Genomic DNA, 15,277 nt, shown 5'->3' with positions numbered 1-15,277 from the left:
GGCAGGCATTTTGCTTTATCGTCGTTATCCATTCCCTTTTGGCTGCCGATGCCCGATTCCGTTTTCGCCGGTCTTGCCCTGCTCGACACGGCGGTCCTCGCCGTCAACCGCGAGGGCGCCATCCTCCACGCCAACCCGGCAGCCGAAAACCTGCTGGCGCTGGGCAGTCGCGAACTGGTCCGCCACACCCTGTCGAGCCTGTTCGTCAATGCCCAGCCGCTGATGCGCGGCCTGGCCACCGCCGTCGACAACGATGTCAGTTTCACCGAACACGATCTGACGCTGGACACCACCAACCAGCTGCACCTGCACCTGTACTGCTCGCTGACGCCGATCGACGCCAACGGCGCGGCGGCGCTGCTGGAGCTGCGGCCGATCGACCAGCAGATCCGCATCGCCAACGAGGAACGCCTGCTGATCCAGCAGCAGGCGAACCGCGAGCTGATCCGCAATCTCGCCCACGAGATCAAGAACCCGCTTGGCGGCATCCGGGGTGCCGCGCAGTTGCTGGCACTGGAACTCGATGACCGCCCGGACCTGACCGAGTACCTCGATGTCATCCGCAACGAGGCGTTGCGCCTGCAATCGCTGGTCGACCGCCTGCTGGCGCCGAACCGGCGCCATGTGCAGGACGACGTCAATATCCACGAAGTGCTGGAACGGGTGCGCAGCCTGCTGCTGGCCGAGTATCCGGACGGACTGCACGTTCTCCGCGACTACGATATCAGCCTGCCGATGCTGACCGCCGACAAGGAGCAGTTGATCCAGATCGTCCTCAATATCGTCAAGAACGCGGCACAGGCCATGGCCGGCCACGGCACCATCCGCCTGAAAACCCGCATCGCCCGCCAGGTCACGCTGGCACGCCGCCGCTACGCGCTGGCACTGGAATTGCAGATCATCGATGACGGCCCCGGCATCCCGCCCGACCTGCACGACCATGTGTTCTACCCGCTGGTGACCGGCAGGGCCGAGGGAACCGGACTGGGCCTGACGCTGGCACAGACCTTCGTGCATCAGCACCAAGGAACCATCGAGTTCGAATCCCGGCCAGGACGCACCTGCTTTACCGTGCTCCTGCCGTTCCTGGAGAAAAGCGCATGACCACTGCACCGGTCTGGATTATCGACGACGACAAGTCCATCCGCTGGGTTCTGGAAAAAGCACTGGCCCGCGCCGGCATCGCCTTCCAGAGTTTCAGCAATGCCGACGATGCCCTGAACGCCATGTACGACGACACGCCGAAGGTGATAGTCAGCGATATCCGCATGCCGGGCACGGACGGACTGAAATTCCTGGGCAAGATCAAGGCTGACCATCCGCAACTGCCGGTCATCGTCATGACCGCGCACTCGGATCTCGACAGCGCCGTTTCGGCCTTTCAGGGCGGCGCATTCGAGTACCTGCCCAAGCCGTTCGACATCGACCAGGCCGTCCAGCTGGTCGAACGCGCACTCGGCGAGGTCGCCAGCATCGACCGCCCGGCGGACACGCTGGAACCGCTGCCGGTGCTGCTTGGCCAGGCGCCGGCAATGCAGGACGTGTTTCGCGCCATCGGCCGGCTCAGCCAGTCCAGCGTCACCGTGCTGATCACCGGCGAATCCGGCTCCGGCAAGGAACTGGTCGCGCAGGCGCTGCACCGCCACTCGGCGCGTGCCGCCAAGCCGTTCATCGCCATCAACACCGCCGCCATCCCGCGCGATCTGCTGGAGAGCGAGCTGTTCGGCCACGAGCGTGGTGCCTTCACCGGCGCCACAGCGCAACGGCGCGGCCGCTTCGAGGAGGCCGAGGGCGGTACGCTGTTCCTGGATGAAATCGGCGACATGCCGACCGAGCTGCAGACCCGCCTGCTGCGGGTGCTGTCGGACGGGCAGTTCTATCGCGTCGGCGGCCATATGCCGATCAAGGCCAATGTGCGGGTCATCGCCGCCACCCACCAGAACCTGGAATCCCGCGTGCGCGACGGCCAGTTCCGCGAGGACCTGTTCCATCGCCTGAACGTGATCCGCCTGCGTCTGCCGCCGCTGCGCGAGCGCCACGAGGACATCCCGCTGCTGACCCGGCATTTCCTGGCCCGCAGCGCGTCCAGCCTTGGCGTCGACGCCAAGCGGCTGTCGGAAGCCGCCATGGCCCAGCTGGCCGACTATGCCTTCCCAGGCAATGTCCGCCAGCTGGAGAACCTGTGCCAGTGGCTGACAGTGATGGCACCGGGCCAGACCGTCGAGCCGGCCGACCTGCCGCCGGAGCTGAAGGAAAGCGGCGGGGACGCGGTCGCAGGCCACCATCCGGCGACAGCCGGCGACTGGGCCGGCAGCCTGGCCGCCGTCGCCGCCGAGCAGTTGCGCCGAGGCGAGACCGGCATCATCGACGCGCTGACCCGCGAGTTCGAGGGCACGCTGATCCGCACCGCACTGGCGCACACCGGCGGGCGCCGGGTCGAGGCGGCGTCCCTGCTCGGGCTCGGCCGCAACACGCTGACACGCAAGGTGCAGGAGCTGGGGATAGACAGCGACGAATAAAAGAAGGGGACCTCGCGGTCCCCTTCTTTGTGCCCTGCATGCTACTCGGCGCTGTCCTTGCGGCCTTCGCGCCGCGCCTTGCGCTCGGCGCGGTCGGCCTCGTCAGCCAGCCGCTCGGCTTCGAGCCGGGCTTCGATTTCCTGGGCCATGACCTCCCACTGCGCCGGCGTTTCCAGCGTCAGCCGGCCGATACGGCCGTCGCGGAAGTCGTTCAGCACCACTTCGGCCGCCTTCTGCTCGTCCAGCACGCCGCCGGCACGCATGGCGCCACGGCGACGGCCGATTTCCTCGAACAGTGCTACATCGCTGTCCGGCAGCGCGCTCAGGTTGTAGCGCGCCATCAGTTCGGCCGGGTAGACCGGCATCAGCATCGCCAGCAGTTCGAGCGCCACCTCGGCCTCGTCCATCGCATTGCGGCCGACAGCGCCGCTGGCGGCCAGCGCATAGCCGGAACGCTCATGCTCGATCTTCGGCCACAGCATGCCCGGGGTATCGAACAGCACGACTTCGTCGGTCAGCTGGATGCGCTGCTGCGCCTTGGTGATGGCGGGCTCGTTGCCGGTCTTGGCGATCTTCTTGCCCATCAGGCTGTTGATCAGCGTCGATTTGCCGACGTTGGGAATACCGCACACGATCAGCCGCAATGGCCGGTCCGCACCGATCACCCGACCGGGCACCAGCGCGCGCGCCGCGTCGATAATCTTCTTTTTCGGATTGCTCTCGCCGTTGTCGAGCGCAATCGCGCCGGTCCCCGGCTGCGAGGCGAACCAGGCCAGCCAGTCCCGGGTGGTGGCCGGATCGGCCAGATCCTGCTTGTTGAGGATCTTGAGCTTCGGCCGCCGGGTCTCGAGCAGACGGGAAATCATCGGGTTGGACGACGACATCGGCAGACGCGCATCGCACATCTCGATCACCACGTCGACTTCGGCGAGCTTGTCGGCAAACTCGCGCTTGGCCTTGTGCATGTGACCGGGGAACCATTGGATGGCCATGGGGAGAATCCTTCTGTGGTCGTCCTGGAGCGGCCGACCGGCTTTAACGGCAAAACGGCGCGCATTGTACCCGTGCGGCAGCCTGCCGGATATGGCGGTCGCAGGCAAACCCTTGGCGAAACGGGCTTTTGTGCCGTACTTGACCCCGGTCAATGACGTGCTGCTTAGCCATGGCCGGCACGAACGGGCGGTCGTACATTGTTCCCATGCTGTGCCGCGCATCGGCCAGCAGGGTGTTCTTCACGCAAGCTTGAATCAAAGCCTTGGGCGTCACTGCGGTGGCGCCTTTTTTATTGTCGTCGGCCGCCATCCCGTACACTCGACACCTTGCCGTTTTTCTCCGGTGCGCGATGACACGCTTTGATATCTCGATCTGCTGGTTCCGCCGCGACCTGCGGCTGTCCGACCAAGCCGCGCTGTACCAGGCCCTGAAGCACAGCCGAAGCGTGGTGTGCGTCTTCGTATTCGACCGCGCCATTCTCGAACCACTGCCAAGGGCCGACCGCCGGGTGGATTTCATCCACCGCTCGCTGGCCGAACTCAAGCAGGCGCTGCGCGAGCACGGCAGCGATCTGCTGGTCCGCCATGCCGATGCCTGCGAGGCGATTCCCGAACTGGCTCGCACGCTGGGTGCCGACGCCGTGTTTGCCAACCGCGACGATGACCCGGCCGCCATCGCCCGTGACGATGCCGTGGCTGCCGCCCTGGCCGCCGACGGGCGCACGCTGCTCACCAGCAAGGACGTGACGCTGTTCGAGCGTGACGAGGTCCTGACCGCATCCGGGACGCCCTACAGCGTCTATACGCCGTACCGGAACGCATGGCGGAAAAAGCTCGATCCGTTCTTCCTGCAGGCCTATCCGGTGGAACGCTACCTGACAGCACTGGCGCCGCTGCCGCCGCAACCGTTCCCGTCCCTGCCCGAGCTCGGCTTTGCGCCGGCCGACCCCGGCGTGCCGACCGGGATGTCCGGCGCGCAGGCCCTGTTTGCGGCCTTCCAGCCACGCATTGCCCATTACCGCACCCTGCGCGACTACCCGGCCGACAATGGCGTGTCGGCGCTGTCGGTCCACCTGCGCTTCGGCACGATCTCGATCCGGCAACTGGCGCAGTTCGCCTGGGCCGACGGTTCGGACGGCGCGATGTGCTGGCTCGACGAACTGATCTGGCGCGACTTCTACCACCAGATCCTCTGGCACCATCCCCGGGTCGGTCAAGGGCGGTCGTTCAAGCCGGAGTACGAGGGCCTGGCCTTCCCCGGCGACCCGCAGCATTTCGACGCCTGGTGCGAGGGACGGACCGGCTATCCGCTGGTCGACGCCGCGATGCGTCAGCTGAACCGGACCGGCTGGATGCACAACCGGCTGCGCATGGTCAGTGCCAGCTTTCTGGTCAAGGACCTGTTGATCGACTGGCGCCATGGCGAAGCGTATTTCGCCGAAAAGCTGCTGGATTTCGATCTGGCCGCCAACAATGGCGGCTGGCAGTGGGCCGCCTCGACCGGCTGCGATGCCCAGCCATACTTCCGCATTTTCAACCCGGTCACCCAGTCGGAGAAATTCGACCCGCGCGGCGATTTCATCCGCCGCTTCGTCCCGGAACTGGCCGCGCTGGACCACAAGGCCATCCACGCGCCGTGGCAGGCCAGGCAGTTGCCGCCCGGCTTCCGGCTGTCGCATGACTATCCGGCGCCGATCGTCGACCATGCCGTGCAGCGGCAGCGTGCGCTGGCGCTGTACGGCAAGGACTGACGGCAGACAGCAGCAAGCCCGCAGACCTTTCCGTCTGCGGGCTTGCCGTAGGTGAACGCCGGTTACTTGTGGCGGTCGAGGAAGGCGCGGATTTCGGTTTCCGCCTGCTCCTTCGTTCGGCCGTAGCGCTCGCGGATCAGGCCGTTGAGCTGCTCGACCTTGCCATTGATGCGGGTCAGGTCATCATCGGTCAGCTCGCCCCAGGCGGCCTTGACCTTGCCCTTCAGTTGTTCCCACTTGCCTTCAAACGTATCACTGTTCATGGTCTTTCTCCTTGCAGGTTGGACTTCGTGCCCCGGAGCGGCCGGTCAGCCGCGACGGGAAAACAGGCTGAGCACGAAGAGGATGAGGCCAACGACAAAAACGATTTTGGCCGCGTAGGCTGCCGTACCGGCCAGACCGCCGAATCCAAGCGCGGCCGCAACCAGTGCGACAATCAGAAAAATGACGCCCCAACGAAACATGTCTGTCTCCTTCGGTGCTGACGCGCCGGAACGGGCCGCGACATGGGTGGGGGGAATGCGTGCCGGGCGGGAATTACTTCACCCGCAGGTCGTTCTTGACCGAGGTGACGCCCTGGATGCCGCCGGCGACTTCCGCCGCGCGGAGCACCTGGGCCTTGTTCCTGACCACGCCGCTGAGCTGGACCCGGCCATTGCTGGTACTTACGCTGATCGGAAATGACTTCACATCGGCATCGGCCAGCAGCGCCGCCTTCACCTGGCTGGTGATGGCCGTATCGCTGAGATAGCCCCTGGCGCCCTTGTCACCGCCGTCCTTCAGCCTCAGGTCACTTCTGACCTCCTTGACGCCGGGCACGTTCGCCGCCAGTTGCGCGGCCAGCGACGACTGCTGCATATCGTTGACGAAGCCTGACAGCAGCACGACGCCCTGCTGGGTCTCCACGCCGATATCGAGGCTTTTGATCTGCTCGTCGGCCAGCAGCGCAGCCTTGACCCTGGCCGTCACCGCGCTGTCGTCGATATAGGCATCCGCCTGCTTTGCACCACTCTCGATCTTGCTGCCGGCCTTGTCGATACTCTGGCCGAGGGTGTCCGCCATCGCCGCGCCACTGAAGACCAGCGAGGAAGCGAGGAGCCACGGGGTCGCATGCTGGAACATCCGGTTTCGGGTCGTATTCATGGGGGTGCATCCTTTCCGTTGTTGTTCGGTTTCGGTGTGCTTGTTGCGTACCCCCAGACTAGGGCAGTCATGCCGACGACCCAATGGCGAAAGGTTTAGCAAATGTAAGTATAGCCAGTACATAATGACACATTATGTTAAGGGCCTGTTTTTATTGTAAAAATATTGAAACACCTAGTCACACCGGAAACGCGCTGCGCCGGTGGCAGGCCGGGATTCCGGCATGAAAAAGCCGGAAGCGGCACAGGATGTGCAGCTTCCGGCCGACGGGGGCAGGCCCGGCGCGATGACTAGCCCAGCAGTCCTTCCGCCGTCATCGCCGCCTGCACGGCCGGCCGCTTGAACACCCGCGCGCGCAGCGCCTTGATGCGCGGCCAGCGATCGAGCGAATGATGCAGGAAGCCCAGCCAGCCCAGGCAGGTGAACAGATAGGCATCGGCCACGCTGTAGCTGCCGTTCAGGTAGTCCCGCCCCGCCAGGCGCGTTTCGACATCGTCGAGTCGCAGGCTGAGCCGGGCCCAGGCACGCTGCTTCATCCCGGCCGAGTTCTGGCCATCCACATCCCACAGCGGCCCCGTGCCCTTGTGGATTTCAGTGGCGATAAAGTTCAGCCATTCCGCCAGTTGCGCCCGTTCCAGCGTGCCGGCACGCGGTACCAGCCCCTTGCCGGGCACCAGGTCAGCCACGTACTGCATGATCGCTGCCGCCTCGGTCAGCACCGTACCGCACGGCAGGGCCAGCGCCGGCACATAGTTGCGCGGGTTGATGGTGCGGAAGTCGCGACCATCGGCGGTCAGGCGCGGTGACGCACGCAGGTTGATGCGTTCGAGGTCGTACGGCAGGCCGGCTTCTTCCAGCACGATATGCACCGCCATCGAGCACGCGCCCGGGGTGTAGTACAGCTTCATTCCTGTTCCTCTCGTCATGAATCACGATGCCGGCCAGCAGGTCGTCGCGGCTCGCCGGCCGCTACAGTATGGCGCGGCGATGGCGGGCTGACAAAGGCCGCCGGCCCGCGGAAGCCTGGCGTTCGTCGCCGGGGCTTGCATTAGACCGACCGGTCTAATACCATGTCTCCATGATGACTGAAGCCTCACCGTCGCACGATACCCGCGAACACATTCTTGCCGTCGCCGAGCCGATGATCCTCGGTCGCGGCTTCACCGCGGTCGGCCTGACCGAGCTGCTGACGGCCGCCGGCGTGCCCAAGGGATCGTTCTACCATTACTTCCGTTCTAAGGAGCACTTCGGTGAAGCGCTGCTGGAACGCTACTTCGCCGGCTACGCCAGCCGGATGGAGACGCTTTTCGCCGACGGCGTGCCCGGCCCGATGCGCGACCGGCTGCTGGCCTATTTTGCGTCCTGGCTGCACGGCGCCTGCGATATTGAAAATCACGGCAGTTGCCTGGCGGTCAAGCTGTCGGGCGAGGTCTGCGATCTGTCCGAGCCAATGCGCGAAGCGCTCGCGCACGGCATGAACCAGGTGGTCGGCAAGCTGTCTGCCGCCATCGCGGCGGCCGTTGCCGACGGCTCGACCACGGCCGGCGACGATTGCGATGCACTGGCCGAAGCCCTGTACTCGATGTGGCTGGGTGCTGCGCTGAGAACCAAGGTGCTGCGCGACCCGGCTCCACTGCAACGGGCGCTGGACGAAACCCGGCGGCGCCTGCCGCAACCGGACTGATCCCTGTTCCGGCCGGTGTGACCACGACACCGGCCTTTCATTTCCCCACCAACTAGACGACCAGTCTATTTTCAGGACACCACCGATGAACGCCGACAAGTTGCTCACGCCGCTCACCCTGGGCGCAATCGAACTCCGCAACCGCATTGTGATGGCCCCGCTGACCCGCCTGCGCGCCATCGAACCGGGCGATATCCCGACTCCGCTGATGGCCGAGTACTACACCCAGCGGGCCAGCGCCGGCCTGATCATTACCGAGGCCGCGCAGATTTCGCCGGTCGGCAAGGGCTATGCCGGCGCACCGGGCATCTATGACGAAACCCAGGTCGCCGCCTGGAAGCACATCACCGATGCCGTCCATGAGCACGGCGGCCGCATGGCGATCCAGTTGTGGCACGTCGGCCGCATTTCGCACACTGCGCTGCAGCCCGGCCACGCCGCCCCGGTGGCACCGTCGGCGCTGGCTGCCGACACCCGCACCACCATTCGCGATGAAAACGGCAATCTGACCCGCGTGCCCTGCTCGGTGCCGCGCGCACTGGAAACCGCCGAACTGGAAGACCTGGTTGAAGACTACCGTCTGGCCACCGACCGCGCGCGCCGCGCCGGCTTTGACCTGATTGAAATCCATGCCGCACACGGCTACCTGCTGGCCCAGTTCCTGTCGCCGCAGTCCAATGTCCGCACCGACGCCTATGGTGGCAGTATCGAGAACCGGGCCCGGCTGACGCTGGAAGTGGTCGATGCGACCATCGCCGAGTGGGACAGCGCTCACGTCGGCATCCGCATTTCGCCGCTGGGGATGTTCAACGGGCTGGACGATGCCGGACAGGAAGAAATGGCCTGCTACCTGGTCAGCGAGCTGGCACGGCGCAATCTCGCCTACCTGCATATCTCGGAACCGGACTGGGCTGGTGGCCCGGCCTACAGCGAGGCGTTCCGCCGCGCGCTGCGCGACCGCTACCCGGGCAAAATTCTGGCCGCCGGCAGTTACACCACGGAAAAGGGCGAGAAGCTGATCTCGCAGGGGCTGATCGACGCCGCCGTCTTTGGCCGGCCGTTTATCGCCAATCCGGATCTGGTCGAACGACTGACCCTGGGTGCACCGCTGAACGCCGTCGACGAAGCCACGGTGTATGCGTCGGGCGCCACCGGCTACACCGACTACCCGACCCTGTCCGCCCGGGCCTGAGCCCGGCATGACGCAAGACCGGCGCGGCCTCGTCAACCGGCCTTGCCGGTCTTGCCCCCCGGGTGACGCCCGGTCTTGTCCTGATAGAACGCGCGAATCTCGCGCATGTCGCGCTCGATATCGCCGGTCGGCTGGAACAGCGGGCCGAAGCCGGCGGTCTTGCTCGGGTAGTCCATATAGGCCATCAGGATCGGCACTTCGGCACCGACGGCAATATAGTAGAAGCCGGTCTTCCATTCGGTGACGCGGTTGCGCGTCCCCTCCGGCGGAATGGCGACCACCAGCCGCTCGGACCGACGGTAGACCTCGACCATCTGTTCGACCAGCGAATTGCGCTGGCCGCGCTGGACCGGAATCCCCCCGAGCCAGCGCATGATCGGCCCCATCGGTCCGCGAAACAGGCTGGCCTTGCCCATCCAGTAGATTTTCGCCCGTGCGGCGAAGCACATGCCGAGTGTCAGCGGAAAGTCCCAGTTGCTGGTATGTGGTGCGGCGATCAGCACATATTTGGGCTGATCGGGAAAGCGGCCAACCAGCTTCCAGCCACTGACGCGCAGCAGCACAATGGAAATCCAGGCGAACAGCGTGCGAATGACGGGGGTATCGAAAAGGGTGTAGTGCATCGGGTTCGGCCGAAGCCGCTCGGGTCGCGGTGGAAAAGGCGGCGGACTGTACCTGAAATCGCTTCGCCTGGTATTAACGACAGCACGCCTGCGACAGCGGGTTTGATCTTTCTCATATACCAGTTCTGAATTTGCAATCCATTTTTAATTGCATTTCAGAATATGAGCACTGCGTAGACTGGGGCTGTCAGTATTCGCGGAGATCCCGCCATGCGAGCCCTCATTGTCGGCGGCGACCATATCGAGCCCACCCGGCGCGCCCTGCAGGCGCAAGGTTTTCAGGACATCGTGCACTGGAGCGGCCGCAAGACCGGCGACCTGACCCGGCCGATGCCGGCCCGGGTCGGCCATATGGTCATCATGCTCGGCTACATCAACCACAACCTGGCCAGGCGCATGCGCCAGATTGCCCGGGCGCAGAACATCCGGCTCGATTTCGTCGGCCGCAAGGGACTGCACTAGCGACCGGCAGGCATCAGAACTTGTAGCCCTTGTGCAGCGCGACGATGCCGGCGCTGAGGTTGTGATAATCGACCTTGCCGAAGCCGACATCGAGCATCATCTGCTTCAGCGTTTCCTGGTCCGGGTGCATGCGGATCGACTCGGCCAGGTACTGGTAGCTGGCGGCGTCGCCGGCAATCAGCTTGCCCATGATCGGCAGCGCCTTCAGCGAATACAGGTCGTAGACCGGCTTCAGCGGCGACCAGATGCGCGAGAACTCCAGCACCAGCAGCTTGCCGCCCGGCTTCAGCACCCGCAGCATCTCGGCCAGTGCCAGTTCCTTGTGGGTCATGTTGCGCAGGCCGAAGGCGACGCTGACCAGATCGAAGTAGTTGTCCGGGAACGGCAGCTTTTCCGCATCGGCCAGCGCGACCGGCAGCACCGTACCCTCGTCCAGCAGCCGGTCACGGCCGACGGTCAGCATCGAGCTGTTGATGTCGGTCAGCCAGACTTCGCCCTGCTTGCCGACCCGTTTGGCCCAGCCGCGCGCCAGGTCGCCAGTGCCACCGGCGATATCGAGCACTTTCTGGCCCGGGCGCAGCCCGGCGGTATTCAGCGTGAAGTGCTTCCAGATCCGGTGCAGGCCACCCGACATCATGTCGTTCATCACGTCGTACTTGTTGGCGACCGAATGGAACACCTCGGCCACCTTGCCGGCCTTGGCATTTTCTTCGACGGTCTGGAATCCGAAATGGGTCTGCTTGTCCATGCTTACTCCCTGCTGGCGCCGGCGGCGGCGAGGCGGTCGAGATAGTGTTGCCAGTATTCGGCCTGCTTGAGGCCGAGCTCGTAAAGATAATCCCAGCTGTACAGCCCGGTGGAATGACCGTCGTCAAACACCAGCTTCAAGGCGTAGTGACCAACCGGTTCGAGATCGGTTATGGCCACGTGACGCTTGCCGACCTGCAGCGTTTCCTGGCCGGGGCCATGGCCGCGGACTTCCGCCGACGGCGAGAACACCCGCAGGTATTCGCACGGCAGCTGAAAACGCGCGCCATCGTCGAAGGCGATTTCCAGTTGTGCGCTGCGCGTGTGCAGCACGATGTCGGTCGGGCGGGGAGAAGCAGGGGTCAGGCCGGTCATGCGCGGGTCTCCTTTTCCAGCAGCATGGCGTCGCCATAGCTGAAGAAGCGGTATTCCTGTTCCACCGCATGCCGGTATGCGCCGCGCAGGGTGTCGATGCCGGCAAAGGCACTGACCAGCATCAGCAGCGTGGACTTCGGCAGGTGGAAATTGGTCAGCAGGCGGTCGACCACCCGGAAGCGGTAGCCCGGCGTGATGAAAATGTCGGTCTCACCGCGGCCGGCGCGCAGCGCGCCGTCCTGGGCCGCCGCTTCCAGCGCGCGCATCGAGGTGGTGCCGACGGCAACCACGCGGCCACCGGCCGCATGGCAGGCGGCGATCGCGTCCACGGTCCCGACCGGAATCTCGAAGCGTTCGCTGTGCATCTTGTGTTCGTCGATATTGTCGACCCGCACCGGCTGGAAAGTGCCGGCGCCGACATGCAGCGTGACCGTCGCCGTGCCGATGCCGCGCGCGCGGATGGCGGCGAGGATCTCGTCGGTGAAGTGCAGGCCGGCCGTCGGCGCCGCCACGGCGCCGCGTTCGCGGGCATACACGGTCTGATAGCGCGACTCGTCGTCACCGCCGGCGGCCCGCTCGATATATGGAGGCAGCGGCAGCTTGCCGGCGTCGTCGAGGATCGCGTATACGTCGCGGTCGCCGAGGAAGCGCAGCAGGAACAGTTCGCCCTGGCGTTCGACCATCTCCGCCTCCCAGCGGTCGGCAAACAGCAGCCGGGTGCCCGGCTTCGGCGATTTGGAGGCGCGGACATGAGCCAGCGCATGGTGATCGTCGAGCACGCGCTCGACCAGCGCCTCGATCGCACCGCCGCTGGCCTTGCGGCCGTACAGCCGTGCCTTGATGACGCGGGTATCGTTCATCACCAGCAGGTCGCCGGGGGCGAGCAGCCCGATGAGGTCGGGAAAACGCAGGTCGCTCAGGCGGTCGCCCTCAACGTGCAGCAACCGGCTGTTGCCGCGCTGTTCGGGAGGAAACTGCGCGATCAGGCGCTCGGGAAGGTCGTAATCGAATTCGGAAAGCAGCATGGGGAACGGCACGGCCGGAAGGCAATCGCCGGATTATAACGTTTTGCCCGGTCCCTACCTGCAAAATGCCGCCATGACCCTGTTGCGAGTGCGGAGACGACGAGCGGGAAAATCGAGCAAATACTCTGAAAAATCAGGCCGGCAGCAGCATGGCGGTGACCATTTTCGAGTCACTTGTAACGGAAGTTGCTTGCCAGTTCGCGAACGTTTGCCGCAAAATCGCCGCCATGTCGACGACAAACCCCCGAAACCCCAGCCGCGTACTTGTGCTGCACGGACCGAACCTGAACCTGCTCGGCACCCGTGAACCCCAGCATTATGGCGCAGATACGCTCGCCGGGATCAATGCGCGTCTGATCGAGCGGGCCCGTGCCCGCGGCGTGGCCTGCGATACCTTCCAGTCCAATGCCGAGCACCTGCTGATCGAGCGCATCCATGCCGCCCGCGAGGACGGCACGGGGTTCATCGTCATCAATCCGGCGGCATTCACCCACACCAGCGTCGCCCTGCGCGATGCGCTTGCCGCTGTCGATCTCCCCTTCGTCGAGGTGCACCTCTCCAATGTGCACAAGCGCGAACCGTTCCGACACCACTCGTATTTCTCCGACCTCGCGGTCGGCGTGATCTGCGGGCTGGGTGCGCGCGGCTACGAATTCGCACTCGATATCGCCCTGGACTCGTTGGCGGCCCACTGAGCCATCCGCCCGGTGCGCCGCCCAAGCAAATCTTACGGGAATCCGCCATGGACCTTCGCAAGCTGAAAAAACTGATCGACCTCGTCGAGGAATCCGGCATCGCCGAACTCGAAGTTACCGAGGGAGAAGAAAAAGTCCGCATCACCCGCGTGCAGGCAGGCAACACTGTCAGCTACGCCGCACCGCCGATGGCGATGCAGGCCCCGGCACCGGCCGCCGCCCCCGTGGCAGCAGCCCCGGTGGTCGAGGCCAAGCCGGTCGTCGACGACACCAAGCTGATCAAGTCGCCGATGGTCGGGACTTTCTACCGCTCGTCCAGCCCGGGTTCGAAGCCGTTCCTCGAAGTCGGCCAGACGGTCAATGTCGGCGATACGCTGTGCATCATCGAAGCGATGAAGCTGATGAATGAAATCGAAGCGGACCGTTCCGGCGTGATCAAGTCGATCCTGGCCGAAAACGGCCAGCCGGTCGAATACGGCGAGCCGCTGTTCGTCATCGAGTAATTCCCGCGTGTGCAACGTGAACCCTGAGAAGGCGATGCCGCTGGCGGTGATTCTTCTGACGGTTCACGTTTCACGTTTCACGGATGCAGCCTGCAACCCCACTCGTCGCCGTCCCGGCGGTCCCGCTCCGGCATCCTGCCCGGACCGGACAGTCGGACCGACACCGGTCAGCGGTGTCGCGCCATGACGGACGAGTCGCGGAGACCCGCCATGTTTGAAAAAATCCTTATCGCCAATCGCGGAGAAATCGCGCTGCGCATCCAGCGTGCCTGCCGCGAAATGGGCATCAAGACCGTGGTCGTCCACTCCGAGGCCGACCGCGAAGCCAAGTACGTGAAGCTCGCCGATGAATCGGTGTGCATCGGTCCGGCCGCGTCCGCGCTGAGCTACCTGAATGTGCCGGCGATCATCGCCGCTGCCGAAGTCACCGATGCCCAGGCCATCCACCCCGGCTACGGCTTCCTGTCGGAAAACGCCGATTTCGCCGAGCGCGTCGAGCAGTCGGGCTTCGTCTTTATCGGCCCGCGTCCGGAAACCATCCGCCAGATGGGCGACAAGGTGTGTGCCAAGCAGGCCATGATCGAAGCCGGCGTGCCCTGCGTACCGGGCTCCGGCGGCGAACTGCCGGATGATCCGGCCGAAATCACCAAGACGGCCCGCGAAGTCGGCTACCCGGTCATCATCAAGGCGGCCGGCGGCGGCGGCGGTCGCGGCATGCGCGTCGTGCATTCCGAAGCCTCGCTGATCAACGCGGTCAACATGACCAAGACCGAGGCCCAGTCCGCGTTCGGCAACCCGGCCGTGTACATGGAAAAATTCCTCGAGACACCGCGTCACATCGAGATCCAGGTGCTGGCCGACGAGTACGGCCACGCCATCTATCTCGGCGAACGCGACTGCTCGATGCAGCGCCGTCACCAGAAGGTCATCGAAGAAGCGCCGGCCCCCGGCATCACCGACAAGCAGCGCAAGCAGATCGGCGAAGCCTGCGCCGAAGCCTGCCGCCGCATCGGCTACCGTGGCGCGGGCACGTTCGAGTTCCTGTTCGAGAACGGCGAGTTCTATTTCATCGAAATGAACACCCGCGTCCAGGTCGAACACCCGGTGACCGAACTGATCACCGGCATCGACATCGTCCAGGAACAGATCCGCGTGGCCGCCGGCGAAAAGCTGCGCTACACGCAGAAGGACGTGAAGATCCACGGTCACGCCATCGAGTGCCGCATCAACGCCGAAGACCCGTTCACCTTCGTGCCGAGCCCGGGCAAGATCGAAAGCTATCACCCGGCCGGTGGCCCCGGCATCCGCATCGATTCGCACATTTACCAGGGCTATACCGTCCCGCCGTATTACGATTCGATGGTCGGCAAGCTGATCGCCTATGGCGATACCCGTGACCAGGCCATTGCCCGCATGCGCGTGGCGCTGTCCGAACTGGCCATTTCCGGCATCAAGACCAATATTCCGCTGCACCAGGAACTGATGATGGACGCCGCCTTCCAGCGCGGCGGCACCAGCATCCACTATCTGGAGCACCGGCTTGCAGAACGAAACAAGAAGGGCTGA

The 15,277-nt window shown here is 64.8% G+C and carries 19 protein-coding genes; 9 read left to right on the top strand and 10 right to left on the bottom strand.

From position 1 onward, the window contains the following. Window positions 1-48: 48 nt before the first annotated feature. On the top strand, window positions 49-1,104 hold the full coding sequence (gene glnL / locus Q352_RS0100300; protein WP_028497597.1) for a nitrogen regulation protein NR(II): 1,056 nt from the start codon (window positions 49-51) through the stop codon (window positions 1,102-1,104). Further along, window positions 1,101-2,519 carry a nitrogen regulation protein NR(I) gene (gene ntrC, locus Q352_RS0100295; protein ID WP_028497596.1) on the top strand — a complete coding sequence of 473 codons (1,419 nt, stop codon included), beginning with the start codon at window positions 1,101-1,103 and terminating at the stop codon, window positions 2,517-2,519. The genes glnL and ntrC overlap by 4 nt, the downstream gene beginning before the upstream one ends. Before the next feature lie 41 nt (window positions 2,520-2,560). On the opposite strand, the gene ylqF is transcribed toward ntrC, so the two are convergent. Both ylqF and Q352_RS0100285 read right to left on the bottom strand, forming a co-directional pair. Then, window positions 2,561-3,511, bottom strand: coding sequence for a ribosome biogenesis GTPase YlqF (gene ylqF, locus Q352_RS0100290; RefSeq protein WP_028497595.1), 951 nt, complete (start codon window positions 3,509-3,511; stop codon window positions 2,561-2,563). Between the two features lie 43 nt (window positions 3,512-3,554). Next, a complete protein-coding gene (locus tag Q352_RS0100285; protein WP_028497594.1) occupies window positions 3,555-3,821 on the bottom strand; it encodes a hypothetical protein in 267 nt (88 codons plus the stop codon). A gap of 40 nt (window positions 3,822-3,861) precedes the next feature. On the opposite strand from Q352_RS0100285, the gene Q352_RS0100280 reads away from it, so the two are divergent. After that, window positions 3,862-5,262 carry a cryptochrome/photolyase family protein gene (locus Q352_RS0100280; RefSeq protein ID WP_028497593.1) on the top strand — a complete coding sequence of 467 codons (1,401 nt, stop codon included), beginning with the start codon at window positions 3,862-3,864 and terminating at the stop codon, window positions 5,260-5,262. 62 nt (window positions 5,263-5,324) lie between these two features. Here the strand turns inward: Q352_RS0100280 and Q352_RS0100275 are convergent, their stop codons facing one another. The 4 genes from Q352_RS0100275 to Q352_RS0100260 form a co-directional block, all read right to left on the bottom strand. After that, complete coding sequence (locus Q352_RS0100275; protein WP_028497592.1) at window positions 5,325-5,525, bottom strand: CsbD family protein; 201 nt, start codon at window positions 5,523-5,525, stop codon at window positions 5,325-5,327. A gap of 45 nt (window positions 5,526-5,570) precedes the next feature. Further along, a complete protein-coding gene (locus Q352_RS22545; RefSeq protein WP_084299677.1) occupies window positions 5,571-5,726 on the bottom strand; it encodes a DUF1328 domain-containing protein in 156 nt (51 codons plus the stop codon). Window positions 5,727-5,799: 73 nt separating this feature from the next. Then, window positions 5,800-6,405, bottom strand: coding sequence for a molecular chaperone OsmY (gene osmY, locus Q352_RS0100265; RefSeq protein WP_084299675.1), 606 nt, complete (start codon window positions 6,403-6,405; stop codon window positions 5,800-5,802). 290 nt (window positions 6,406-6,695) lie between these two features. Then, window positions 6,696-7,313 carry a glutathione S-transferase N-terminal domain-containing protein gene (locus Q352_RS0100260; protein WP_028497590.1) on the bottom strand — a complete coding sequence of 206 codons (618 nt, stop codon included), beginning with the start codon at window positions 7,311-7,313 and terminating at the stop codon, window positions 6,696-6,698. Between the two features lie 170 nt (window positions 7,314-7,483). On the opposite strand from Q352_RS0100260, the gene Q352_RS0100255 reads away from it, so the two are divergent. Beyond that, window positions 7,484-8,089 carry a TetR/AcrR family transcriptional regulator gene (locus Q352_RS0100255; RefSeq protein WP_036384647.1) on the top strand — a complete coding sequence of 202 codons (606 nt, stop codon included), beginning with the start codon at window positions 7,484-7,486 and terminating at the stop codon, window positions 8,087-8,089. A gap of 85 nt (window positions 8,090-8,174) precedes the next feature. After that, the gene (gene nemA / locus Q352_RS0100250) at window positions 8,175-9,281 is read left to right on the top strand and encodes an N-ethylmaleimide reductase (RefSeq protein ID WP_028497588.1); all 1,107 of its coding nucleotides are present in this window, start codon (window positions 8,175-8,177) and stop codon (window positions 9,279-9,281) included. A 32-nt stretch (window positions 9,282-9,313) separates the two neighbouring features. Here nemA and Q352_RS0100245 read toward each other — a convergent pair whose 3' ends face one another. Next, window positions 9,314-9,904 carry a lysophospholipid acyltransferase family protein gene (locus tag Q352_RS0100245; RefSeq protein ID WP_028497587.1) on the bottom strand — a complete coding sequence of 197 codons (591 nt, stop codon included), beginning with the start codon at window positions 9,902-9,904 and terminating at the stop codon, window positions 9,314-9,316. A 210-nt stretch (window positions 9,905-10,114) separates the two neighbouring features. Between Q352_RS0100245 and Q352_RS19280 the strand changes: the two genes are divergently transcribed. Beyond that, complete coding sequence (locus Q352_RS19280; protein WP_051528577.1) at window positions 10,115-10,366, top strand: DUF2325 domain-containing protein; 252 nt, start codon at window positions 10,115-10,117, stop codon at window positions 10,364-10,366. Window positions 10,367-10,379: 13 nt separating this feature from the next. On the opposite strand, the gene ubiE is transcribed toward Q352_RS19280, so the two are convergent. Genes ubiE through queA form a run of 3 tightly spaced genes read right to left on the bottom strand, consistent with a single transcriptional unit; the run spans window position 10,380 to window position 12,513 of the window. Next, on the bottom strand, window positions 10,380-11,114 hold the full coding sequence (ubiE, locus tag Q352_RS0100235; RefSeq protein WP_028497586.1) for a bifunctional demethylmenaquinone methyltransferase/2-methoxy-6-polyprenyl-1,4-benzoquinol methylase UbiE: 735 nt from the start codon (window positions 11,112-11,114) through the stop codon (window positions 10,380-10,382). Between the two features lie 2 nt (window positions 11,115-11,116). Next, window positions 11,117-11,488: a gamma-butyrobetaine hydroxylase family protein gene (locus tag Q352_RS0100230; protein WP_028497585.1), complete on the bottom strand. Its 372-nt coding sequence runs from the start codon at window positions 11,486-11,488 to the stop codon at window positions 11,117-11,119. Then, entirely contained in the window at window positions 11,485-12,513 is a 1,029-nt protein-coding gene (queA, locus tag Q352_RS0100225) for a tRNA preQ1(34) S-adenosylmethionine ribosyltransferase-isomerase QueA (RefSeq protein ID WP_028497584.1), read from the bottom strand. The genes Q352_RS0100230 and queA overlap by 4 nt, the downstream gene beginning before the upstream one ends. 227 nt (window positions 12,514-12,740) lie before the next feature. On the opposite strand from queA, the gene aroQ reads away from it, so the two are divergent. The 3 genes from aroQ (at window position 12,741) to accC (ending at window position 15,277) form a co-directional block, all read left to right on the top strand. Further along, complete coding sequence (gene aroQ, locus Q352_RS0100220; protein WP_028497583.1) at window positions 12,741-13,208, top strand: type II 3-dehydroquinate dehydratase; 468 nt, start codon at window positions 12,741-12,743, stop codon at window positions 13,206-13,208. A 47-nt stretch (window positions 13,209-13,255) separates the two neighbouring features. Beyond that, window positions 13,256-13,711, top strand: a complete 456-nt coding sequence (gene accB, locus Q352_RS0100215; protein ID WP_028497582.1) for an acetyl-CoA carboxylase biotin carboxyl carrier protein — start codon at window positions 13,256-13,258, stop codon at window positions 13,709-13,711. A 210-nt stretch (window positions 13,712-13,921) separates the two neighbouring features. Next, window positions 13,922-15,277, top strand: coding sequence for an acetyl-CoA carboxylase biotin carboxylase subunit (gene accC, locus Q352_RS0100210; protein ID WP_028497581.1), 1,356 nt, complete (start codon window positions 13,922-13,924; stop codon window positions 15,275-15,277).

It is taken from the genome of Microvirgula aerodenitrificans DSM 15089 (assembly GCF_000620105.1).
GTDB classification, from domain to species: domain Bacteria; phylum Pseudomonadota; class Gammaproteobacteria; order Burkholderiales; family Aquaspirillaceae; genus Microvirgula; species Microvirgula aerodenitrificans.
The sequence above is the reverse complement of the archived record's forward strand: the minus strand, read 5'-3'. Positions and strand labels throughout refer to the sequence as shown.